17 protein-coding genes and 2 pseudogenes are annotated in these 21,364 nt (G+C 62.2%); 8 read left to right on the top strand and 11 right to left on the bottom strand.

Translation table 11 applies throughout. From position 1 onward, the window contains the following. Positions 1-152: 152 nt before the first annotated feature. Positions 153-1,553 carry a L,D-transpeptidase gene (locus PO860_RS13620; protein WP_273884255.1) on the bottom strand — a complete coding sequence of 467 codons (1,401 nt, stop codon included), beginning with the start codon at positions 1,551-1,553 and terminating at the stop codon, positions 153-155. 252 nt (positions 1,554-1,805) lie between these two features. Here PO860_RS13620 and PO860_RS13615 point away from each other — a divergent pair. The 3 genes and pseudogenes from PO860_RS13615 (at position 1,806) to PO860_RS13605 (ending at position 3,471) form a co-directional block, all read left to right on the top strand. Next, positions 1,806-2,644, top strand: a pseudogene (locus tag PO860_RS13615) (DUF4432 family protein). Positions 2,645-2,715: 71 nt separating this feature from the next. Continuing rightward, entirely contained in the window at positions 2,716-3,054 is a 339-nt protein-coding gene (locus PO860_RS13610) for a protein tyrosine phosphatase family protein (RefSeq protein WP_138330492.1), read from the top strand. A 72-nt stretch (positions 3,055-3,126) separates the two neighbouring features. Further along, positions 3,127-3,471, top strand: coding sequence for a RidA family protein (locus tag PO860_RS13605; RefSeq protein ID WP_273881130.1), 345 nt, complete (start codon positions 3,127-3,129; stop codon positions 3,469-3,471). 50 nt (positions 3,472-3,521) lie between these two features. Here the strand turns inward: PO860_RS13605 and PO860_RS13600 are convergent, their stop codons facing one another. The 4 genes from PO860_RS13600 to PO860_RS13585 are packed head-to-tail and all read right to left on the bottom strand — an operon-like array spanning position 3,522 to position 8,300. Beyond that, entirely contained in the window at positions 3,522-5,180 is a 1,659-nt protein-coding gene (locus PO860_RS13600) for a thiamine pyrophosphate-binding protein (RefSeq protein ID WP_273884253.1), read from the bottom strand. Further along, the gene (gene caiB, locus PO860_RS13595) at positions 5,177-6,379 is read right to left on the bottom strand and encodes a succinate--glutarate CoA-transferase (protein ID WP_273884252.1); all 1,203 of its coding nucleotides are present in this window, start codon (positions 6,377-6,379) and stop codon (positions 5,177-5,179) included. The genes PO860_RS13600 and caiB overlap by 4 nt, the downstream gene beginning before the upstream one ends. Before the next feature lie 17 nt (positions 6,380-6,396). Then, the gene (locus PO860_RS13590) at positions 6,397-7,353 is read right to left on the bottom strand and encodes a DMT family transporter (protein ID WP_183608162.1); all 957 of its coding nucleotides are present in this window, start codon (positions 7,351-7,353) and stop codon (positions 6,397-6,399) included. 17 nt (positions 7,354-7,370) lie between these two features. Then, positions 7,371-8,300, bottom strand: coding sequence for an alpha/beta fold hydrolase (locus PO860_RS13585; RefSeq protein WP_273884251.1), 930 nt, complete (start codon positions 8,298-8,300; stop codon positions 7,371-7,373). 159 nt (positions 8,301-8,459) lie between these two features. Here PO860_RS13585 and PO860_RS13580 point away from each other — a divergent pair, with 159 nt between their 5' ends. From PO860_RS13580 to metF, 4 genes are all read left to right on the top strand, one after another. After that, positions 8,460-9,200, top strand: a complete 741-nt coding sequence (locus tag PO860_RS13580; protein ID WP_273884250.1) for a ribonuclease T2 family protein — start codon at positions 8,460-8,462, stop codon at positions 9,198-9,200. A 98-nt stretch (positions 9,201-9,298) separates the two neighbouring features. Continuing rightward, entirely contained in the window at positions 9,299-10,948 is a 1,650-nt protein-coding gene (gene ettA, locus PO860_RS13575; protein ID WP_183608165.1) for an energy-dependent translational throttle protein EttA, read from the top strand. Between the two features lie 159 nt (positions 10,949-11,107). Then, positions 11,108-12,133 (top strand): ArsR/SmtB family transcription factor, encoded by a 1,026-nt coding sequence (locus PO860_RS13570; RefSeq protein WP_183608166.1) that lies wholly within the window; start codon positions 11,108-11,110, stop codon positions 12,131-12,133. Position 12,134: 1 nt separating this feature from the next. Then, positions 12,135-13,037, top strand: coding sequence for a methylenetetrahydrofolate reductase [NAD(P)H] (gene metF, locus PO860_RS13565; RefSeq protein ID WP_183608167.1), 903 nt, complete (start codon positions 12,135-12,137; stop codon positions 13,035-13,037). A gap of 458 nt (positions 13,038-13,495) precedes the next feature. Here the strand turns inward: metF and PO860_RS13560 are convergent, their stop codons facing one another. The 5 genes from PO860_RS13560 to PO860_RS13540 all read right to left on the bottom strand — a co-directional run bounded on the left by PO860_RS13560 (position 13,496) and on the right by PO860_RS13540 (position 18,665). Beyond that, a complete protein-coding gene (locus tag PO860_RS13560; RefSeq protein WP_273884249.1) occupies positions 13,496-14,383 on the bottom strand; it encodes a DMT family transporter in 888 nt (295 codons plus the stop codon). Between the two features lie 144 nt (positions 14,384-14,527). Continuing rightward, positions 14,528-15,745, bottom strand: a complete 1,218-nt coding sequence (locus tag PO860_RS13555) for a lytic murein transglycosylase (protein ID WP_273884248.1) — start codon at positions 15,743-15,745, stop codon at positions 14,528-14,530. Positions 15,746-15,826: 81 nt separating this feature from the next. Next, positions 15,827-16,624: a glycoside hydrolase family 25 protein gene (locus tag PO860_RS13550; RefSeq protein WP_183608170.1), complete on the bottom strand. Its 798-nt coding sequence runs from the start codon at positions 16,622-16,624 to the stop codon at positions 15,827-15,829. Positions 16,625-16,749: 125 nt separating this feature from the next. After that, positions 16,750-17,424: a class I SAM-dependent methyltransferase gene (locus PO860_RS13545; RefSeq protein WP_272782078.1), complete on the bottom strand. Its 675-nt coding sequence runs from the start codon at positions 17,422-17,424 to the stop codon at positions 16,750-16,752. Continuing rightward, positions 17,421-18,665: a BtaA family protein gene (locus PO860_RS13540; protein WP_273884247.1), complete on the bottom strand. Its 1,245-nt coding sequence runs from the start codon at positions 18,663-18,665 to the stop codon at positions 17,421-17,423. Before PO860_RS13540 ends, PO860_RS13545 begins: the two co-directional genes overlap by 4 nt. A 214-nt stretch (positions 18,666-18,879) precedes the next feature. Between PO860_RS13540 and PO860_RS13535 the strand changes: the two are divergent. After that, positions 18,880-20,302: pseudogene (locus tag PO860_RS13535) on the top strand (serine hydrolase domain-containing protein). 46 nt (positions 20,303-20,348) lie between these two features. On the opposite strand, the gene PO860_RS13530 reads toward PO860_RS13535, so the two are convergent. Then, the gene (locus PO860_RS13530) at positions 20,349-21,281 is read right to left on the bottom strand and encodes a transglycosylase SLT domain-containing protein (protein WP_273884246.1); all 933 of its coding nucleotides are present in this window, start codon (positions 21,279-21,281) and stop codon (positions 20,349-20,351) included. Between the last annotated feature and the right edge of the window lie 83 nt (positions 21,282-21,364).

Below are 21,364 nucleotides of genomic sequence, written 5' to 3'. Positions count from 1 at the left end.
TGATAGCTTTTTGCGCGCTTTCAGGTTCCAAACTTTGAAAAAGGGAGAGCAAATTTGAACTGCCGCTGCGGCCGCCGCTAGATTGTTGTGTCAAAAAGCGGACGTGGCTTGGCTGTGTCAGGGGCAATCCGCCTGACGACGCGTTACTGCGGTCAGTCGACGAATTCGACCGTCACGCCCGGCTTAACCATCTTGGCCAGCTCGGTCGCATCCCAGTTGGTCAGGCGGATGCAGCCGTGGCTCTGGGTGCGGCCGATCTTAGAAGGCTCGGGCGTGCCATGGATGCCGTAGGTAGGCTTCGAAAGCGCCATCCAGACGGTGCCGACGGGGCCGTTCGGTCCGGGCGGGATGTTGAGGATCTTGTCGTTGGCACCCTGCTGGAAATTGATCTTCGGGTTATAGGTGTAACCGGGATTGAGGGCGACACGCTCGACATTCACCAAGCCCGACGGAGAGGGGGTGTCGGTGGAGCCGATCGATGCCGGATAGGCGGCGAGGAGATTGCCGGCGCCGTCATAGGCGAAGACCTGCTTGCGGCCCTTGTCGGCGATGATGCGGGCGACTTCACCGCTTTTCGGCTCGCCGGGATTGACGACCTTGATGACGGTGCCGGGAACGCTGAAATCGGCGCCGGGGTTCATCTCCTTGAGGAAAGCCTCATCCATGTGGAAGCGTTCGGCCAGCATTTCGGTGGTCGAGGTATAGGCTAGCGAGGGCAGCAGCGCCTTCTGCGAATAATCTTCCGGGATCTGGGCGACGAAGGGACCGGCGGCATCGGCCGGCGTGATCGTGTAGCTGACGACGGGCAGGCCGCCGTTCATGCGCAGCTCTTCCAGAATGGCATCGGTGTCGTTGGGATCGAGCTTCGACCCAGTCATCTGGTCATAGGCATAGATGCCCTTGGTGACGTTCGAGCCCATATGGCCGTCGATGACGCCGGGAGAGATGCCGGCGCGATCAAGGAAGACCTGCAGTGCGACGATCTCGGGCTTCGACTTGTTCTTCAGCGTGATGACGGGTTCATCGGGTGCTGCCTTCGGCGCGTCGGCAGGCGGGATCTGCTGGTCGGGCTCGATCGAGGCGTAGTCGTCGTTCGGCTGCGGATTGCCGATGCTGTTATCCTCGGGATAGGGCTGGTCGCCGAGCGGCTGGCGTTCGATCGCCGCATCGCGCGGAATGCCGCCGGTGACCGCACCGCGCTCGGAGTAACGCGTGTCGCCATAGGTATTGTCGTCGGCATAATAGGGATCGTTGCCGTTCTGGTCGGCATAGACATCGCGCGGGCCGGGCCGCGGCGGATAGTAGCCGCGGGCGCGCATCTCGGTGGCGACGACGTTGCCGTAGTCGTCGACCAGCACGCGGTTGCCGCTGCGGTCGCGGGCGTAAATATAGCCGCGCGGGACATAATCGAGGATTTCGCCGCTCGGCGTCACCAGCACGACATCGCTCTGGCGGCGGTCGCGGAACTGCTGTGCGCCCGCCTCCGGCGCTGCAGCCGCAATGGCCGCCAGCACGGCCGCAAGCGAAAATGCCGACTTCAAAAAGCGATTCACGTCTGAAAACCTCGAACAGTGACTGGCAGACACACACCTGCGAATTTTGACGCTAGTGTGGAATTTATGAAAGCGTGCTGAACAAAATATGAAAATCACTAAGATTTCCTTTTACTCATAAACGTTTGCGTCTCTGTGTCGGTTCCGCAAACTCCACTTGCGGCAAAAACACCAGATGGCGGCGGTGCTAATTGACGAAAGACGGTGCGAAACCTAACGCTACGACGGCTATAATCTCTTGAGGAGACCGCGATGATCGAATTTGCCGCCGCAAGCGGGCCGCGCCTGATGCTCGATGAAACATCGGTGCTGGATATCGGCGGATGCATCATCGAAGGCATCGATATTGCGCCGAAGCGTGCCATTCCCGACGACGGCGATCCGCGAATCGATCATTCGCTCGAAGGCTTCCTCTTCACTTGCGGGCCGGACCATATCCGCCATCGCCAGCCGATCGCCGGCCGGGCCGACGGCAAGGTCTACCCGCTGCACGGATCGGCCTCCGCCATGCGGCAAAGGTGCTGTGGACGAAATTCGAGAACGGCAATGCCGAATGCCGTGCCGATATCGACATCACCACCGTCGAGGGACTGCCGCAGCGCATCGAGCGGCTGTGGCGCATCGACGGGGCGACCGGCGAAGTGCGGCTCGATGACCGGGTGGTCAATACCAGCGACCAGACGGTGCCGACTTTCCTGATGTATCACATCAACACCGGCGGCAAATGGCTGGACGAGGGCACGCGGCTCGAAGGCCGGATGCTGGAGAACGGCGGTTTCCCCTGGACATTCGGCGAGGAGCCCGGCGGCATCTTCTGCGTGCCGGCCCCGGCAAGGGAGGAGGGCTTCGCGGAAATCCGCCTCGGGCCTCTCGCCGCGATCGGCGGCAGGACGCTCAGCGTGCGCTTCCGCGCCGACACGCTGCCTTATCTGCAGGTGTGGCGAAACCAGAAGGCGCCGGCCCATATCATCGGCATCGAGCCGGTTTCGCATCGCTGGGTATTGCGCGATGAGCTTCAGGCAGCCGGCGAGTTCAACCTGCTGGCGCCCGGCAAGAGCCGCAGCTATGCGATGAGCTTTACCTTCCTGTGAGCGAAGTGTTGTTGACGCTGGCAGACCTCCGTCGTAGACCTTCAGCCCACGATTTTTGAGGAGACAAGACGATGGATATTCGCCAGATCGACGATGAATATTCGGTTTCGGGCCAGATCACGCTGGAGGAGCTCGACGAGATCAAGGCGCTCGGGTTCAAATCGATCGTCTGCCACCGCCCCGATCATGAGAGCCCTGATCAGACATCGTTCTCCGTCATCGAGGCGCGCGCCAAGGAGCTCGGTCTCGAGATCGCCCATGTGCCTGTCGGACCGATGGGCGTGACCGAGGAAGCGGTGCAGGGCATGGTCGATGCGCTCGACGAATTCCCGCGGCCGATGCTCGGCTATTGCCGCTCCGGCGCCCGCTCGACGGCGATCTACCAGAAGACCCACCATATCCGCAGCTAGGTCCCGTTCCGGCTGCCGATTTCCGGCGCTGCGCTGCAGCGCCATCACCTTCCATTCACTCAGGAGACTAGAATGAGCATTAAGCGTATCGACATCGGCGCGCGCATGAGCGGCGCCGTCATTCACGGCAACACGGTCTATCTCGCAGGCCAGGTCGGCGAGGGCGAAAGCGTCACCGATCAGTGCAAGTCCTCGCTTGCCGAAGTCGACCGCCTGCTGGCTGCATCAGGCAGCAGCAAGTCGAAGATCCTGCAGACGATCATCTACCTCTCCGACATCGCCGATTTCGCCGAGATGAACGCCGTCTGGGAAGGCTGGATCGATCCGGCCAATCCGCCGGCCCGCGCCACCAGCGAAGCCAAGCTCGCTGCGCCGAAATACAAGGTCGAGTTCATCGTCACGGCTGCGATCGACTAAAAACCATTCATTTTTAAACTGGTTGAAGCCGGTGAGTTCAGTTCACGAACTCACCGGCTTTTTGCTTGCGCGATTTCGGACAGCGTGCGTGTCGGCGTGATCGCTTCCGGATCGAGCTTCACTTCGATGATCGCGGGTTTGCCGCTGGCGCGCGCCCGCTCGAAGGCCGCGGCGAATTCTTCCGTCCTTTCCACCGTCTCGCCATGGCCGCCATAGGCGCGGGCAAGGGCTGCGAAATCGGGGTTGGTCAGATCGGTGCTGCTGACGCGGCCGGGATATTCGCGCTCCTGATGCATGCGGATGGTGCCGTAAATGCCGTTGTTGACGACCACCGCGATGATCGGCAGGCCATAGCGGATGGCGGTGGCGAATTCCTGGCCATGCATCAGGAAACAGCCGTCGCCGGCAAAGCAGATGACCTCGCGCTCGGGAAAGAGCCGCTTGGCGGCGACGGCGGCGGGCAGCCCGTAACCCATCGAGCCAGAGGTGGGGGCGGCTTGCGTGTTGAAGCGGCGGAAACGATGGAAGCGGTGCACCCAGGTGGCATAGTTGCCGGCGCCGTTGGTGAAGATCGTCTCTGGCCCGGTATTGGCCTCCAGCCACTCCATGATCGGCCCCATATGGACGGCGCCCGGACCTGTCGAAGGCGGCTTCGACCAGGCAAGATAGGCCTGGTGCATGCGCTCCGTGCGCTCCGCCCAGTGCGGCTCGGCCGGCGCTTCCAGATCGGCGAGCGCTTCAACGAAATCGACAGCTGCGGCGCAGATCGCAAGATCCGGACGGTAGATACGGCCGAGTTCGGACGCATCGGGATAGACGTGGACCAGCGATTGCTGGGGGTAGGGGATATCGATCAGTGTGTAGGACGAGGAGGGCATTTCCGACATGCGGCTGCCGAGCAGGATCAGCAGGTCGCTCTCCCTGATCTCCTTTGCCAGCGCCGGATTGATGCCGATGCCGACATCGCCGGCATAACAGGGATGCAGATGGTCGAACAGCATCTGCCGGCGGAACGAGCAGCCGACCGGCAATTTGAAACGTTCGGCGAAAATTGCAAAATCGGCGACGGCATCGGCATCCCAGCGCGTGCCGCCGAGGATCACCATCGGCCGCTCGGCTTTGAGCAGGCGCAGGTAGAAATCGTCGATCTGGCTGCGGCCGGGGTGGGCTTCGACGCCGACATAGCGCTTGGCGCGGGGCGCCTCGACTTCGTCGCGCAGCATGTCTTCCGGCAGCGTCAGCACCACAGGGCCGGGGCGGCCGGAGGTTGCGATCGCAAAGGCGCGGGTGACGAACTCGGGAATGCGGGCGGCATCGTCGATCTCGCCCACCCATTTGGCGAATTCGGTGAAGGCGCGGCGGAATTCGACCTCCTGGAAGGCCTCACGCTCGCGTGCTTCGCGCTGCACCTGGCCGATGAACAGGATCATCGGGATCGAATCCTGCTTTGATATATGCAGGCCGGCGGAGGCATTGGTGGCGCCGGGGCCGCGGGTGACCATGCAGATGCCGGGTTCGCCCGTCAGCCTGCCCCAGCAATCCGCCATCATCGCCGCTCCGCCTTCCTGACGGCAGACGAGGACGTCGATATCGCTATCGCGCAGCGCGTCGAGGACGGCAAGGAAGCTCTCGCCGGGCACGCAGGAGAGGCGTTTGACGCCGTTTGCCTTCAACGCCTCGACGATCAGTTCCCCGCCGCTCTTCTTCATGACGATGCCTTCCTCTCGTACTCGGCGAGTTCCGCCAGAATTTCATCCCTGTGTTCGCCGAGGCGCGGGCTCGGTCTGGTGTAACGCAATGGCGTCTCGGACATGACGACCGGCGTCCTGACACCCGGGATCATCGTGCCTGCGGCATCCGCAAGGTCGATGCGCAGGCCGCGGGCCTGCACCTGCGGATCGGCGAACATTTCCTCGATCGTGTTGATCGCGCCTGATGGGACCGCATTCTCCTCGCAGGCCTTCAGAAGATCCGCCTTCTGCCATTTCAGCGTCTCGGTAGAGATGAGGCGGCGCACCTCGCCGCGATTGGCGACGCGGGCCCTGTTGGTGGAAAAGCGTTCGTCGCCTGACATCGCCACCAGGCCGAGGATGGCGCAGAGGCGGCGGAACTGGCCGTCGTTTCCGACCGCGAGGATGAGGTAACCGTCAGCCGCCGGCACGACCTCATAGGGCGAGATATTGGGATGGGCATTGCCGAGGCGGGTCGGTGCTGAGCCGGAGACCAGGTAGTTCATGTTCTGATTGGCGAGGACTGCCGACTGCACGTCGAGCAGGGCCATATCGATGAGCTGGCCTTCGCCTGTTTTCAGCGCGTGGATCAGGGCTGCCTCGATTGCCGAGACGGCATAAATGCCGGTGAAGATATCGGCGATCGCGACGCCCGCCTTCATCGGCTGGCCGTCAGGCTCGCCGGTGATCGACATGAAGCCGGATATGCCCTGGACGATATAGTCGTAGCCGGCGAGGCCGGCATAAGGGCCGGTCTGGCCGAAGCCGGTGATCGAGCAATAGACGAGCTTCGGGTTCACCTTCCGCAGGCTGTCGTAATCGAGTCCATATTTGACGAGGCCGCCGAGCTTGAAGTTCTCGATCACCACATCGGCGGTGGCGACGAGCCGGCGGACGAGATCCTGGCCTTCCTCGCTCTTTAGGTCGGCGGTGATGGAGCGTTTGCCGCGATTGGCGGCGTGATAATAGGCGGCCGAGAGATTTTCGCCATCGGCGCCTTCGACGAAGGGCGGCCCCCATTGGCGGGTATCGTCGCCGCCATCGGGATTTTCGACCTTGATGACGTCGGCGCCGAGATCGGCAAGCATCTGTCCTGCCCAGGGGCCGGCCAGCACGCGGGCAAGCTCGATCACTCGAATGCGGGCAAGCGGCGGCTTTTTCGTCACGGTTTCCGTCATATTCCTCCGGAAGGCGGTTACGGCGCCAGCGTCGCCTCAGATGTATCGGATACGGGTCTGGATGCAAAGCGGCGCTCGCGCCAGAGGATGTAGAAGCCCGACGCCATGATGATCATGATGCCGAGCCATTTGACCGCATTCGGAAAGTCGCCGAAGACCAGCCAGGCGAAGATTGTCGCCGATACGATCTCGAAATATTGCAGCGGCGCCAGCGTCGAGGCCGGTGCGGCGCGATAGGCATAAACCCCGAAGATACCAGCGATTGCGGCCGTGGCGCCGACGCCGGCGAGGTAGAACCAGACATTGCCCTGCGGCATGACGGGATCGAGGAGGTCGGAACCGGTTCCCTCGCCGAAATAGAGCAGGATGGCGCAAAAGAGCAGGCCCCAGATGCCCATCTGGAACTGCATCGCCCAGGGGTCTTCCCTGTGCGAGAGGACGCGGGTCATCAGCACGAAGATTGCGATGCAGAGCGCGCTGAGGACGGGCAGAAGCGCGACATAGCCGACCTCCTCAAAACTCGGCTGGATGATCAGCATCGCCCCGAAGAAGCCGACGCCGCAGGCGGTATAGCGCCGCCAGCCGATCGTTTCCTTCAGGAAGATGCCGCCGAAGATCGTCACGATGATCGGCTCGACGAAGAAGATCGCAATCGCGTCGGCGACCGCCATGTATTTTAGGGTGGTAACGAAGGAGATCATCGAGACGGTGATGATCGCGCCGCGGATGGCATGGAACAGGCTCTGGCTCCAGGAGAAATCGGTAAAGCTGCGCCGCCACAGCACGATCGGCAGCATGCAGAGCGCCTGGATGGCGAAGCGGGCGGCAGTGACCTCGGCGGATGGAATGGTGACGACGGCAAGCTTGGAGAAGATATCGATGAGCGGCGAGACCATCACCGATAGAAACATCAGCGCAAGCCCTGTCGTCACTTCGGAGGGGGACGAAACTGTACGGGAGGAGGAGCTGCTCATGATGGAATCCCTATGGCTCAGGCTCTTGCGGCGGCCCCGTCGCACCAGTCCGCAAAGGCCGCGGTCGCCGCATCCGCGCCGATCTCATTCAGCGTTTCGTGCCGCATGTCCTGATATATCTGAGTGCTGATACGAGAGAAGCCTTGGGCTTTCAAATGGTTTGACAGCCAGCGGATAGCTTTTCCACGCTCTGTGGCGGGATCCTCTCCGCCGCCGACCAGATGGATCGGCATATCACGGGGCACTCGGTCGAGATGGGATTTCTGCGGCGCGCGAAACGTCAGTTCGAAGAGATCGAGCCAGAGCGAGACCGAGGCATCGAAGCCGCAGAGCGGATCGGCGATATATTTATCGACTTCACCGGGTAGGCGCGACAACCAGTCGAACTCGGTGCGGCGGCCCGGGATCGCATTTCCCCAGGCGCCGAAGGTGAGCTTCGGCAACAGGCCGCTCGGCACGTCGGAGCCCTTCAGCATGCGCTCGGCAAGCAGGATTGCCTGGGCGGCGCGGCCGGCAAGGCCGACGGCGAAATTCGAATTCCAGACGGCGACGGCATCGAAATCGGCCGGCGCCGTGACGGATGCATTGAGGGCGATCAGGCCGCCCATCGAATGGCCGAAGAGGATCACCGGCAGGCCGGGATGGCGGGTGGCGGCATGGCCGCGCATGGCAAGGACGTCACCGATCACCTTTTCGACGCCACCTCGTTGGGCGAAGCGGCCGATCGGCGCGTCGGCTGCGGTGGTTTCGCCGTGCCCGCGGTGATCATGGGCATAGACGTGATAGCCGCGCGCCGCCATCGTCTCGGCAAAGGCGCGATAGCGTTTCGAATGTTCGGCAAGACCGTGCGATATCAACAGGATGCCGCGGGCCGCGCCTGTGGCTTCGGCATGGTGATAGGCGAGCGACGCCCCGGGCACGGCGAGCCTCTGCGTTTCAGAAAACATGTCGGTCCTCCTTGCCGCAACAGACCAGATCACCGCCCAAAAGCAACATCGGTTCCGGGGTTATCCGATAACAAATTGCATTGCTGTTGCGATTCAGGGTTGCGGGCTTGCGATCTTCGTGCTTATTTGTTCCTGTATTGTTCTTTTTTGGGGGTTGAAATGAGCAGCATGCAGTTGCGTACCTTGACGTTCGCCGTATCGATGGTTCTTGCCGGCGCCGCCGTGGCACAGGAGACCGGCGGGCGCACCCGTTTTATTCTTGCGGCAAGCTGGCAGCCCGCCTTTTGCCAGACGAACCAGAAGAAGGTCGAATGCGCCAGCCAGACCGGCGAGCGCCCCGATGCGACGAATTTTTCGCTGCACGGGCTCTGGCCGATGCGGCAGGATTATTGCGGCGTGAGTGCCGAGCAGAAGGCCGCCGACAAGGACGGCAACTGGACCACATTGCCGGAGGTCACGCTTTCGGCCGAGACGAAGGCGGCGCTCGCAAAAGCCATGCCCGGCACGCAATCCGGCCTGGAACGGCATGAATGGACAAAGCACGGCACCTGCGCGAAAATGAGCGCCGAGGACTATTTCGGCGTCGGCGTGCATCTCCTCGGCGCACTCAACACCTCGGCCGTGCGCGATCTCTTCGCCGCCAATATCGGCAAGCCGGTTAAAGCCGAGGCGATCAAGGCGGCTTTCGACAAGAGCTTCGGGCCGGGTGCCGGTGACCGCGTCAAGATGAGCTGCCGGCGGGCCGGCAATGTCAAAATGGTCAGCGGGTTGACGATCGGGCTTTCGGAGGCCGCCGGAGCGGCGTCGGCGAAAAGTGCTGGCCTTGCCGATCTGATCCAGGGAGCGGGGAAAACCTCCTTCGGCTGCGACGAGGGCGTCGTCGACGCTGCGGGCTTTTGACCGGAAATCCTGAGTAAACCGGGTTTCGGCGTTGCCCGCAGGCGCTGTTTCGCCTACATAGCGGCACGATCGAAGTTTCCCGCCCGGAGCAGCGCAGCATGGCACGTCAGTTCATCTATCATATGTCCGGCCTCAACAAGGCCTATGGCAACAAGAAGATCCTGGAGAATATCCACCTCTCCTTCTACCCCGATGCCAAGATCGGTATCCTCGGACCGAATGGCGCCGGTAAATCCACCGTGCTGCGCATCATTGCCGGACAAGACAAGGAATATACCGGCGAAGCCTGGCTCGCCGAAGGAGCGACGGTCGGCTACCTCGAGCAGGAGCCGCACCTCGATCCCAGCAAGACGGTGTTCGAGAACGTCATGGAAGGCGTTGCCTCGAAGACGGCCGTGCTCGAGCGCTACAATGAACTGATGATGAACTATTCCGACGAGACGGCGGAAGAGGGCGCGAAGCTCCAGGACATCATCGACAGCCAGAACCTCTGGGATCTGGAAAGCCAGGTCGAGATGGCGATGGAAGCCTTGCGCTGCCCGCCGCGCGACGCCGATGTCACCAGCCTGTCCGGTGGTGAGCGCCGCCGGATCGCGCTCTGCCGCCTGCTACTGTCGCAGCCGGACCTGCTGCTGCTCGACGAACCGACCAACCACCTGGACGCCGAGACGATTGCCTGGCTCGAAAAGCATCTGCGCGACTATCCGGGCGCCGTGATGATGATCACCCACGATCGCTACTTCCTCGACAACGTCACCGGATGGATCCTCGAACTCGACCGCGGCCGTGGCATTCCCTATGAAGGCAACTACTCGGCTTACCTGCTCGCCAAGGCCAAGCGCATGCAGCAGGAAAACCGGGAAGAGGCAGGCCGTCAAAAGGCGATCAGCCGCGAACAGGAATGGATCGCTTCCAGCCCGAAGGCCCGTCAGGCAAAATCCAAGGCGCGTATCAAGTCCTACGAGCAGCTGGTGGAGGCCGCCGAAAAGCAGCGTCCCGGCGACGCGCAGATCATCATCCCGGTCAGCGAGCGCCTGGGACAGGTGGTCATCGAGATGGAGGGCATCACCAAGGGCTTCGAGGGCCGCACGCTGATCAACGACCTGTCGATCAAGCTGCCGCCGGGCGGCATCGTCGGCATCATCGGCCCGAACGGCGCCGGCAAGACGACGCTGTTCAAGATGATCACCGGCCAGGAAAAACCGGACGCGGGATCCGTCCGCATCGGTGAGACGGTCCATCTCGGTTATGTCGACCAGAGCCGCGACGCACTTGACGGCAGCAAGACCGTTTGGGAGGAAATCTCAGGCGGCGCTGAGGTCATCAAGCTCGGCAAGTTCGATATGAACTCCAGGGCCTATTGCGGCGCCTTCAACTTCAAGGGCGGCGATCAGCAGCAGAAGGTCGGCAATCTCTCGGGCGGCCAGCGCAACCGCGTTCACCTTGCCAAGATGCTGAAGGCCGGCGGCAACGTTCTGCTGCTCGACGAACCGACCAACGACCTCGATACGGAAACGCTGGGTGCGCTCGAAAGCGCGCTGGAAGCGTTTGCCGGCTGCGCCATCATCATCAGCCACGATCGCATGTTCCTCGACCGTCTGGCGACGCACATTCTGGCTTTCGAAGGTGAGGGCCATGTGGAATGGTTCGAAGGCAACTTCGAGGATTATGAACAGGACAAGATCCGCCGCCTTGGCCCTGATGCCCTCAACCCAGGCAGCCAGGCGCATAAACGCCTGACGCGCTGATCGCATCTTCTGTCGTGTTGAAAGCCCCGGTTCGCCCGGGGCTTTTTCATGTCTGCGCTGTCGCAATTTGAGCAGGCAATTTCGCTGAAGTGCGAATTGCTGCTTGTCACCGCAATCCAAATCACATAAAGATATCTTTATATCTTGATTGGACCGAAGATGAGCGAACCCTTGAAGCTTGGACTGGATGCGCTGGTGGACGTCTTGAAGGCGGCCGGCGAGCCCACGCGCCTGCGTCTTCTGGCGCTTCTCGACGGCGGCGACCTGACGGTGACCGATCTTACCGAAATTCTCGGCCAATCCCAGCCCCGCATCTCCCGACATCTGAAGCTGCTTGGCGAGGCCGAGCTGATCGAACGCTATCAGGAGGGCGCCTGGGCCTATTTCCGCCTCAAGCAGGACGGCAAGGCGGCCATGCTGGTGCGGGCATTGCTGAAGCATGTCTCCGAGAACGATCCGACCATTCTTCGCGACGGCGAGCGGCTGTCGGCGGTCAAGCGCCAGCGGGCCGAGCGGGCACAGGCCTATTTCAGCCGCAACGCGGCGGAATGGGACGAGCTTCGCCGCCTGCATGCGGCCGACGAGGAAGTCGATGCCGCCGTCATCCGGCTGCTCGGCAGCCAGCCGATCGATTCGCTGCTCGATCTCGGCACCGGCACCGGCCGCATCCTCGAACTGCTTTCCGGGCTCTACCGCCGGGCGATCGGTGTCGATGCCAGCCGCGACATGCTGAGCGTGGCGCGCGCCAATCTCGACAAATCCCGCATCACCAAGGCCACCGTGCGCCATGCCGATATCCTGAACCTGCCGTTCGAGGGCCAGGATTTCGACCTGGTGACGATCCATCAGGTGCTGCATTTCTTCGACCAGCCGGAGATCGCCATCGCGGAAGCGGCGCGCATGCTGCGGCCGGGCGGCCGGCTCGTGGTCATCGACCTTGCGCCGCACACGCTCGAATATCTCCGCGACGAGCATGCGCATGTCCGTCTCGGTTTTTCGCACCAGGCGATATCCGACTGGCTGCACAGGGCCGGGCTCGACGTCGAGCAGGTGGTCGATCTTCATCCGGGTCAGCAAAGCGGGCAGGGGTTGACGGTCACCGTCTGGCTCGCGCGCGATCCCAGGCGCCTCATGGCTTCGCAGACGAGCGAAGGCGCCGAACCTACATTTGCCGGGAGAGTATGACATGGCTTTGAATAACGAGGTACGCGGCCGCAACATCGGGATTTCCTTCGAATTCTTCCCGCCGAAATCGGAGGAGATGGAAGGGCAGCTCTGGGATACCGTCAGCAAGCTGCAGGACTGGGCTCCGGATTTCGTGTCGGTGACCTACGGCGCTGGCGGCACCACCAAGGCGCCGACGCTCACCGCCGTAACACGGTTCCTGTCGCAGACGCCGCTTGCCACCGCCTCGCACCTGACCTGCGTCGGGGCGACTAAGGACGAGACGCATCAGATGATCGAGACCTTCCGTAAGGTCGGCGTGACGCATTTCGTGGCGCTGCGCGGCGATGCGCCCGGCGGCGCCGGCGCGCCCTACCAGCCGCATCCCGGCGGCTATGCCAATGCGGCGGAGTTGGTGGCCGGCCTCAAGGAGATCGGCGATTTCGAGATTTCGGTTTCCGCCTATCCGGAAAAACACCCGGAAAGCCGTGACACGGCTGCCGATATCGAGATGCTGAAGCGCAAGGCCGACAATGGCGCCGACCGGGCGTTGACGCAGTTCTTCTTCGACAACGACAATTTCGAGCGTTATCTGGAGCGGGTGCGCGCTGCCGGTATCTCGATCCCGATCGTGCCCGGCATCATGCCGATCCAGAATCTGACGCAGCTGAAGCGTTTCGCAGGCGCCTGCGGCACCATCATTCCGGCCTTCCTGGATGAGCGCTTCGCCGGCTTCGACGACAAGCCCGAGGAGCGGGCGAAGGTCGCAGCCGATGTCGCCGCCGAGCAGATCGAGGATCTCGTCCGGCGCGGCCTGAACGAGTTCCATCTCTATACGATGAACCGCGCGCCGCTGGTTTCCGCCGTGCTCGACAATCTCGGTCTCTCCCGCCGGGCGCCAAAGAGCGCGGGCGCGGCCGCCTGATCTTTCCACCTTAAAAGGGAAAAGCGCATGTCGGGCGGGGACATGCGCTTTTTCATTGGCGGATTGATCAGGGGAGTTCAGGTACTACCAGTCATTCCGTCTTCGTGTTGGCCGGCTCAGATGAAGAGCATGGACAAGACGAAAGCAAACGCTGCACTGACCAACAGAACATTCAAGGATTGCGTGAGTCCCATGTCTGTCTCCTCGCGTTAACCGGCCGATAATATGTCTGAAATATGTCGGTTGGGAAGAAGATTCTATGCTGCGCTGCAGAAGAGTGCGGTGGATAAGTCAAGTGGCATTTCGGCAAGTTTTTGAAATAAAACGATTATATTCCATAAATTTTTGTTCACAGATTTTAACATGCCGTTAAATTCGGCGACTGTGCATTTACCTATGCGCCCAAAACATGGCGAGCCCGCAACCGGTTGAAATTATAGGGAATCCGCAACCGGCTTTCAGGTGGTGCGGCTCAACAGGCGATAGATGCGGCCGTCAAGAATGACGAGGCCGAACCCGATCAGCGCCATACCGATAAATTCGCCGAGGAAAAGCGCGCCGAGAAGGATGGCGCTCGGCGGCACCAGCAGGGTGACGAGGGAGGCGTTAGTGGCGCCGGCGGCCGCCATGATGCGGAAATAGAGGATGTAGCCGAAGGCGGTCGACAGCAGCGCCAGCGCCAGAATGGCAAGCAGGACATCGAGCGACGGTGCGGCAAGCGTCCAGGGGCGATCTGACAGCAGCGACAGCGGCAGCGCAATCAGCGAGGAGGCGGTCAACTGGCCGGCAGCGGTGACCGGGGCGGGAACATTCCTGAAGCGTTTGCCGTAGGTGGCGGCGAAACCATAAGAGATGGCGGCAAGCACCGGCAGAAGCAGCGCCCAGAGCGGCGCCTCGCCACCGGCCGAGATGCCAGGTCCGATCAGCACGATCGTTCCGGCGAGGCCAACAAGGCAGCCGCCGATCTTTGCCGCGGACAGCTTCTCGTCGGAGGTGAAATAATTGGCGATGAGCACGGTCCATATCGGCGTCGTCGCATTCAGGATCGCCGCGAGGCCGGCGCCGATGCGGGTTTGGCCGAAGAAAATCAGCGCATGCGGCAGGGCATTGTTGATCAGGCCGAGGATGAGGAATTCGCGCCAGCGGCGCCAGAGGATCGAATAGAAGTCGAAACGGCCGGCGATATAGATATGCAGCGCCAGCGCTGCGAGCAGCAGCCTAAAAAAGACCAGCGTCAGCGGCGGCACGTGCTGGACGGCGATGCGGGCAAAGAAGAAGGAGCCGCCCCAGATCAGGCCGAGCAGGACCAGCAGGCCCCAGGTCCAGGCATTCATTCTGCTGTCCACGCCGATTCCTCCACCGCAAGCCGCATGATCGCCGTATCGTCTTGTCGAAACCGGCGTCGGCTCCTGATTCCTATGTTGAGGGCAGGCCGCGGTCAGCGCCACCCGTTTCTTGCGAAGCGGGCAGCGGCGAGGTCTTCGCGGCGATCAGAGAGCGTTGAGCAGGGCAGGCGTCGCCCAGCCGTCAGCGGGGATGCCGAGGCGTTGCTGTTCCTTCTGGATCGCGACGCGTGTGCCGGAGCCGAGGATGCCGTCGATCTCGCCGACGTCATGGCCAAGCGACTGCAGCTTGGTCTGCAGCGTCTTCATCTGTTCGTTGGCGAGCCCTTGTTCCGGCATGCCCTTCAGATAGGTCGGGGCACCGGAAAGGCGCGTTCCGAAATAGGCGGCCGATGTCGTGTAGATGAACGACTTGTTCCATTCGAGATAGATCTTGAAATTGGGATAAGCGATGAAGGCCGGTCCCATGCGGCCCTGCGGCAGGACCAGGTCGCCTTCGAGGTTGCCGAAGGCGGTATTGCCGTCGCGCGGCTTCACGCCGAGCGCGAACCAATCGCTAGCCTTCATCGTGCCGCCGAGGCCGGATTTCTCCCAGGGCAGGTTGTCGGGCAGGGTCACTTCCTGCAGCCAGGGCTGACCGCGCTCGAAGCCGAGATGCTGGATGAATTTTGCTGCCGTCAGGATGGCGTCCGGGCCGCTCTGCTTCAGGCGGACATGGCCGTCGCCATCGCCGTCCATGCCATAGGCGACGATGTCGCGCGGCAGCATCTGCACCTGGCCGATTTCGCCGGCCCAGGCGCCCGTATTGGTGGCGGGATCGAGGTCGCCGTGCTGAACCATTTCGACGAGAGCGATCAGCTGCGGGCGGAAGAGTTCCGGGCGGCGGCAGTCATGCGACAGCGTGACCAGAGCATTGCGGGTGTTGAAATCGCCCTGGACGGCGCCGAAATCGGTTTCCATCGCCCAGAAGGCGGTGATGACGCCGGGGGGGACACCGAATTCCTGTTCGGCGCGGGCAAAAACGTCGGCATATTGCTTCATCTTCTGGCGGCCGATGTCGAGGCGGGCCTGGCTGACGGTGCGCTGGGAGAATTCGAGGAAGGTCTGCTTGAAGACGCCCTGGGCACGGTCCCGGCTCAGCACCTTGGGGTCGATCTCGGCGCCGGCGAAGGCCTCGTCGGCGGCTGCCGCACTGGCGCCGGCCGCAACCGCATCTTTCTTGACGCCTGCGAGGAAGGCGGAGAGGTCGCCGCCGCAAGGGGCAGCCGGGGCTGCGTCCGGCGCCTGCTGGGCGGCCGCGCCGCCGGCCAGCGCGAGGGCAAACAGAAGGGCGAGTGCAGAGCGGCTTGCGAGCGAGCGGTGCATGGATGCGGTCCTTATATCAAACAGATAACCGTCGCTTTCACAGAGGAATGTGACGGAAGCAAGAAACATTGAAAGACGTTACTAAGAATTTCTATCCTTGGAAACGGCCGCGACCCAATTGTTCCAGTTCTTTGCGCTGCCGGCAAAGACATTGATATCTGTGGGACCGCTGATGCCGGGAATGACGCCGGTCGAGGTATATTGCCAGAAGGCCCAGCGGCGGTCGGAATAGGTCACTTCGGGGTGTTTTGCCACCGAACGGACCCAGAAATGATAATCCTGGAAGTAGCCCGCGAGATTGTCGCGATGGAAATCGACCGAGGTGTAGATGATCGGGCGCTTGCCGTAATAGGCCTCCAGCCGGTCCATGAAACGCTGCATTTCGGCGCGCACCGTTTCCGGGTCGGGACGATAGCGGCAGGTCTTCGATTCGGCGTTCCATTCCACGTCGAGCACCGGCGGCAGGCGCATGGCCTCCTTCGGCACGTTGCGGATGAACCAGTCGGCCTGCTGATCGGCCGAGGAGCAGAAATAGTAAAAGTGATAGGGGGCGTGCGGGATGCCGGCGGCGCGGGCTTCGCGCCAATATTCGTCGAAGCGCGGATCGACCCGGTCCTTGCCCTCGGTCGCCTTGATGAAGGCGAAGGCGACGCCGGAATTCCTGACCGTGGCCCAGTCGATATCGCCCTGCCACTTGGAGATATCGATACCGTGGATCTGGTTCTGCTCCGGATGCTTCGGGCCGAAATCCTGCGGATCGGTATCCTTAAAGCGTGTCTTCGGCTTGATCGACGCCGTTTCAAGATAGTCATGACCGGAGGAGGTGCAGCCGGCCAGCAAGATGGCCAGGGGCAAAACGCAAAACAAAAGCCGGCGCATGGGCGTCCCGTCGTAACTCGAATGATCTTTTTGCCCCACAGCTTGACCTTCGGAAATGACGAGTCAGCAGAGGATAACCCTCTTTTCACCATATCAACGTAAAAAATCGGTTAGTTTCAAGCGAATTATGAGCGCTTGCTGATAATGGCCGCCCGCCAGGCATAACCGCCGCCAACGGTATCGAACAACAATCTCGCGTTGTTTTCATGGGCTTGCGCCTCCAGAACCTCGCGCAGATCGGGGCGCGGGGTGACGTGGAATTTCGCAAGCCAGGACTGCAGCATGCGCCGGAACCAGCCAGGCAGGCCTTCCTGCTGGCCGAAATCGACGATGTGCAGCTGACCGCCGGGATTGAGTGCTGCGATCGATGCATCGACGGCCCGCTCCCAGTCCGGGATCATCGACAGGGCGTAGGAAATCAGGATGCGGTCGAAGCCGCTGACGCCGAATTCGCGCGGCGTGAACGCCGTGGCGTCGGCGACGCGGAAGTCCGGGATCGTCGCCTTAGTGGCGAAGGTCTTGCGCGCCGAAATCAACATCTCCTGGGAAATGTCGAGGCCGAACAGCTTGGCGGTCGGGAAATGCCGGTGGGCGAAAGCCATGTTGCGCCCCGTGCCGCAGCCGACTTCGAGCAGGGTACCGCCTTCGGGCACGTCGAGATTACGGATCGTGCTGTCGCGGCCGAGAAGGTAATATTTGCGGGTCAGGTCGTAGATATGGCGCTGGTAGCGGTACATGCCATCCATCAGGCTGGCATGTTCGTCGCTGTTGCCTGCCGTCTCGGTGCCGACCTTGCTCACGCCTTTTTCCCGTAAATGTGGAAGCCGCCATAGATCGCCGAGCGATCGAGCGCCGTCAGGTCACGCGACTTGTCCTCGAAGTAATCCCACTGGTCGCGGATCGAAGGAGAGAGGCGCCCCTCGATGATGCTCTTTTCGGCGGCGGTGCGGAAGATCACGCGGGCGCCTTCGCGCGCCGTGCGGGTGATTTCCCGCCAGACGTCGTTCAGCTGCTCGTCCGTCATCCAGTCCTGCGCGTCGAGCAGGATGTAGCGGTCGCGTGAGGCGGCCGGCTCGCGCGCCAGAAGCTCGGTGAAGCTTGCATGGTGGACGTTGACGCGGTCGACATTGGCGCGGATCAATTCATAATGCTCCGACTTCAGATAGGTCGGCAGCGGGCCTTCCTCTTCGGTGCCGTAGCGGCGACCGAAGGCCTGCCAGGCGAAATAATTGTCGCGCATCGGGAAATGACAGGCGAGCTTTTCCAGGCGATGCTTCAGCACCGGCGCGATCGAATGATCGGCGGCGAGGCTTGCAAGCTCGTCATATTGCTGTGGCGGGATGCCGAGGCCGAACAGTGAGCTCTTGCGGCCGGTGATCCAACGCACGACCGGCTTTTCGAACAGTGGCGCGATCTGCTCTTCGAAGAACTGGCGCTGTTCCCGGATAGTGCGGGTCTTGGTCATTTCGCGCAGCTTGACGCCGTGCAGGCGGGCAAGAAGATGGGCTGCGCCGATGAAGCGGCCGAGTAGGCCGGTTTCATAGATATTCCGGTCGAAGACCGTGACGCGGCGGCGGCCGAACTTGCGGCCGTTCCAGTAGCTGCGGGTCGTCTCGTCGAGCTTGGCGGCGAGGTGCCGGTCGAAGGCGCGGCTGTTCGACTTCTCGTTCGGCATCGCCAGGAAACGGACGAGATCGGCATGATCGGGGAGATGCTTGAAGGCGGCGAGCTTCAGGCGGTTCAGCGCGATATGGTGCGGGTTGAGATCGACGACGTCGATCGAGGCCGGCGCCTTGGAGAGATAGGCGAGCATGTTGCAGCCGCCGGAGCCGATGGTGACGATGCGATGGTTCGGCTTCAGCTCCATCGCCTGCATGTCGAGATCAGGATCTTCCCAGATCTGCGGATAGACGAGGCCGGAGAAGAGAAGGCCGAAGAGGCGCTCGGAAAAGCCGTCCTTCGAAAAAGCCTTGTGGCGGAGAAGGGCGTCCTTGAGTTTCCGGTTCTTGCGGAAGCCGGCATCCGGTGCAAATTCTGACATGAGTCTGTCACCTTTTTAGCGTTCAGGGCGTGTAGCGCGCCACTGCTACAGTTTGATGACGTGGGCTGTGGGCGCCCGCTCGCGCGGCTGCGGCTTTCATGAAGGGTGATCCCGATCACTTCTTCAGGAAGTGATCGGCATGGTGCGCCTTCTTCGCACCGGCCCCTTTCCGGCGGGTGCGATTCCTGCTTTTCTCCCGGCATGGAGGAATGCCATGCGATTTGTCCTGCGTATTCTGAAGGCGCTTGCTCTCCTTATCATCCTCGTCGTCATCGGCGCCGCCGGCTGGCTCTTCGTCCAGCCGCCGGAATTGCTGCGGGTCGGCGACGGCTATGCCGCGAAGATCGTCTGCTCCAACGTCTTCATTGCCGGCCGCGAGGCCGGGGATGTGCTCCATGACGACGTCCAGGCGCCCGGAAATCCGCTGCTGCGGCTGGTGCGCGTCAGCGTCGACCGCGACAACGATCGCGTGACGGCGCGCTTCATGGGGCTGTTTGCGCCGAGTTATGCGCTCTATCGCAGCGCTTTCGGCTGCACCAGCGTGCCGGACGGCAATTTCGAGGCGGCGGCGAATGCGGTGCCTTTCGAAGCGCCGGCCAGAGTGGAGGCGAACGACGCGGTGTGGCCGCAAGGTGAGGGCGCCGGCGATCAGCCGGATGCGAAGATCGCCGCGCTGCTTGCTGATGCCCGACTTGCCGGCCCGGCCATGCGGGCGATCGTGGTGGTGCGCAATGGCGGCATCGTCGCCGAGGCCTATGGACCCGGATTCTCGGCAAGGACGCCGCTGATCGGCTGGTCGATGACGAAGACGGTGAATGCCGCAATCCTCGGCCGGCTGATGCTCGACGGCAAGATCTCCTTCGACGATGATCATCTGCTGGCGCAGTGGAAGAACGATGCGCGTGCCGGGATCAAGGTCTCCGATCTGCTCGGCATGGAGAGCGGCCTTGCCTTCAACGAGGATTATGGCGACGTTGCCGATGTGACGCGCATGCTCTATCTCGACCCCGACATGGTATCGTTGCCGGCCAACGCACCGATGGAGGCCGCACCCGGCCAGCGTTTCCGCTATTCGAGCGGCACGGCCGTGCTCTTGTCGCGCATCTGGATGGACAGGGTCGGCAATCCGCAGGCGGCCTTTTCCTATCCGCACGACGCGCTGTTTTCACCGCTCGGCATGACCAGCGCCGTGTTCGAACTCGATGCGCGCGGCACCTTTGCCGGAAGCTCCTATCTCTATGCGACGGCGCATGACTGGGCTCGCTTCGGGCAGTTCCTGCTGCAGGATGGCGTGTGGAACGGCCAGCGGTTGCTGCCGGAAGGTTTCGTCGGCGCCATGCGCACGCCGACGGCGGCGTCGAATGGGAGCTATACGCAGGGCCAGGCTTGGCTCTCCCCCGGCGGCTCAAGCGCCAAGTTCGGGCTGCCGGAGGATACATTCTGGCTGACGGGTCATGACGGGCAGAGCATGGCGATCGTGCCTTCCGCCAATCTGGTCGTCATCAGGCTCGGGCTGACGCCGGGCTGGCTCGGCTATCAGCCGCAGACGCTTCTGAAGGCGATCCTGGCGGCCTTGCCACCGGGGGAACCGCAACAGCAGGCCGGATCACAATAGCCAAGCCCAGCCGCAGCCATAGGCTGCGACCGCCTTTCAGCCGTCATTCTATTCAGGAATTGCCGATTTCAATAATTGCCTTGGGCGATGTCGCTCATGCCCTTGCGCTTGGCGTCGTAATAATAGCCGCGCGCATAGAGGCGGACGGCATCGTCTTCCTTGTTGTCGGAGACGAGCCAGGCGCCACGCAAATATTTGGCGGCATATTTGATGTTGGTTTCCGCATCGAAGAGACCGCCCGGGGCGCCGTCATAACCCATCGACTTGGCGGTATTGTATTTGATCTGCATGAGGCCGAAATAGCCGCGCTTGTTGTAGGCCTTCGGATTGTAGCGGCTCTCGCGATGGACGATGCGGTGGAGCAGCGTCTCGGGAATTTCGTAGACCTTCGAATATTTTTGAATGAGCTTGGTGACGAAGCTTTTTTCGACCGTCGGCGCATCGTCTTTGTCGTCGTCGCTGAACATCGGCGGCGCCGTCGGCGGATCGATCGGCCCGGATTCGTCGAAACCGTAGTCCATGCTGGCACGCGGCGTAGTGTCGACGGCCGCAAGTGCTGCAAGCGCGCTGTTCTGCGGTGTCGCGGCAAAGGCAAGCTGGGTCGTCGGTTGTGCCGGGGTTCCCGGACGCGGCGTCGGCACGACGGACTGGATCGCCGTCATCTCGGGCGTCAGCGGGATTTGCGCATAGGCTGCCGGCTGCATGCCTGCCTGCATGGCGAGATCGGCAGACTGAGAGGCTGCTACGGTCGGCATCGCCGTTGCGGTCAGGGAGGGGGATGCCTGGGGAATGGTGGCGCCGCCTACGGCTGCGCCTTCGGCTGTCGGGATCGCCGCGAGTGTGGCGTCTTCGCCGGGTTTCGGCATCGGCACGACGGTCTGGGCAGCTGTCAGCTTGGCCTGGGACGTGTATTCGACGCTCGTGCATCCCGTCATCACGCCGCAGAGTATCGTCGAAACGACAAGACTGCGTTTCAGGCCGGACAATCCGATCGCTACCATTCCGCCACTTTCGTGAAATCGCGCCGCCCCGGCAGCGTATAAAAGTTACTAAAAACCTTAAGCCCTGCCCGACCCATTAACCT

It is taken from the genome of Rhizobium binxianense (assembly GCF_028994275.1).
Taxonomy (GTDB): domain Bacteria; phylum Pseudomonadota; class Alphaproteobacteria; order Rhizobiales; family Rhizobiaceae; genus Rhizobium; species Rhizobium binxianense.
The sequence above is the reverse complement of the archived record's forward strand: the minus strand, read 5'-3'. Positions and strand labels throughout refer to the sequence as shown.

Coding starts and splice junctions, on each gene's coding strand:
- PO860_RS13610 (WP_138330492.1), top strand. CDS start 2,716: ATGGATATTCGCCAGATCGACGATGAATATTCGGTTTCGGGCCAGATC.
- PO860_RS13605 (WP_273881130.1), top strand. CDS start 3,127: ATGAGCATTAAGCGTATCGACATCGGCGCGCGCATGAGCGGCGCCGTC.
- PO860_RS13600 (WP_273884253.1), bottom strand. CDS start 5,180: ATGAAGAAGAGCGGCGGGGAACTGATCGTCGAGGCGTTGAAGGCAAAC.
- caiB (WP_273884252.1), bottom strand. CDS start 6,379: ATGACGGAAACCGTGACGAAAAAGCCGCCGCTTGCCCGCATTCGAGTG.
- PO860_RS13590 (WP_183608162.1), bottom strand. CDS start 7,353: ATGAGCAGCTCCTCCTCCCGTACAGTTTCGTCCCCCTCCGAAGTGACG.
- PO860_RS13585 (WP_273884251.1), bottom strand. CDS start 8,300: ATGTTTTCTGAAACGCAGAGGCTCGCCGTGCCCGGGGCGTCGCTCGCC.
- PO860_RS13580 (WP_273884250.1), top strand. CDS start 8,460: ATGAGCAGCATGCAGTTGCGTACCTTGACGTTCGCCGTATCGATGGTT.
- ettA (WP_183608165.1), top strand. CDS start 9,299: ATGGCACGTCAGTTCATCTATCATATGTCCGGCCTCAACAAGGCCTAT.
- PO860_RS13570 (WP_183608166.1), top strand. CDS start 11,108: ATGAGCGAACCCTTGAAGCTTGGACTGGATGCGCTGGTGGACGTCTTG.
- metF (WP_183608167.1), top strand. CDS start 12,135: ATGGCTTTGAATAACGAGGTACGCGGCCGCAACATCGGGATTTCCTTC.
- PO860_RS13555 (WP_273884248.1), bottom strand. CDS start 15,745: ATGCACCGCTCGCTCGCAAGCCGCTCTGCACTCGCCCTTCTGTTTGCC.
- PO860_RS13550 (WP_183608170.1), bottom strand. CDS start 16,624: ATGCGCCGGCTTTTGTTTTGCGTTTTGCCCCTGGCCATCTTGCTGGCC.
- PO860_RS13540 (WP_273884247.1), bottom strand. CDS start 18,665: ATGTCAGAATTTGCACCGGATGCCGGCTTCCGCAAGAACCGGAAACTC.
- PO860_RS13530 (WP_273884246.1), bottom strand. CDS start 21,281: ATGGTAGCGATCGGATTGTCCGGCCTGAAACGCAGTCTTGTCGTTTCG.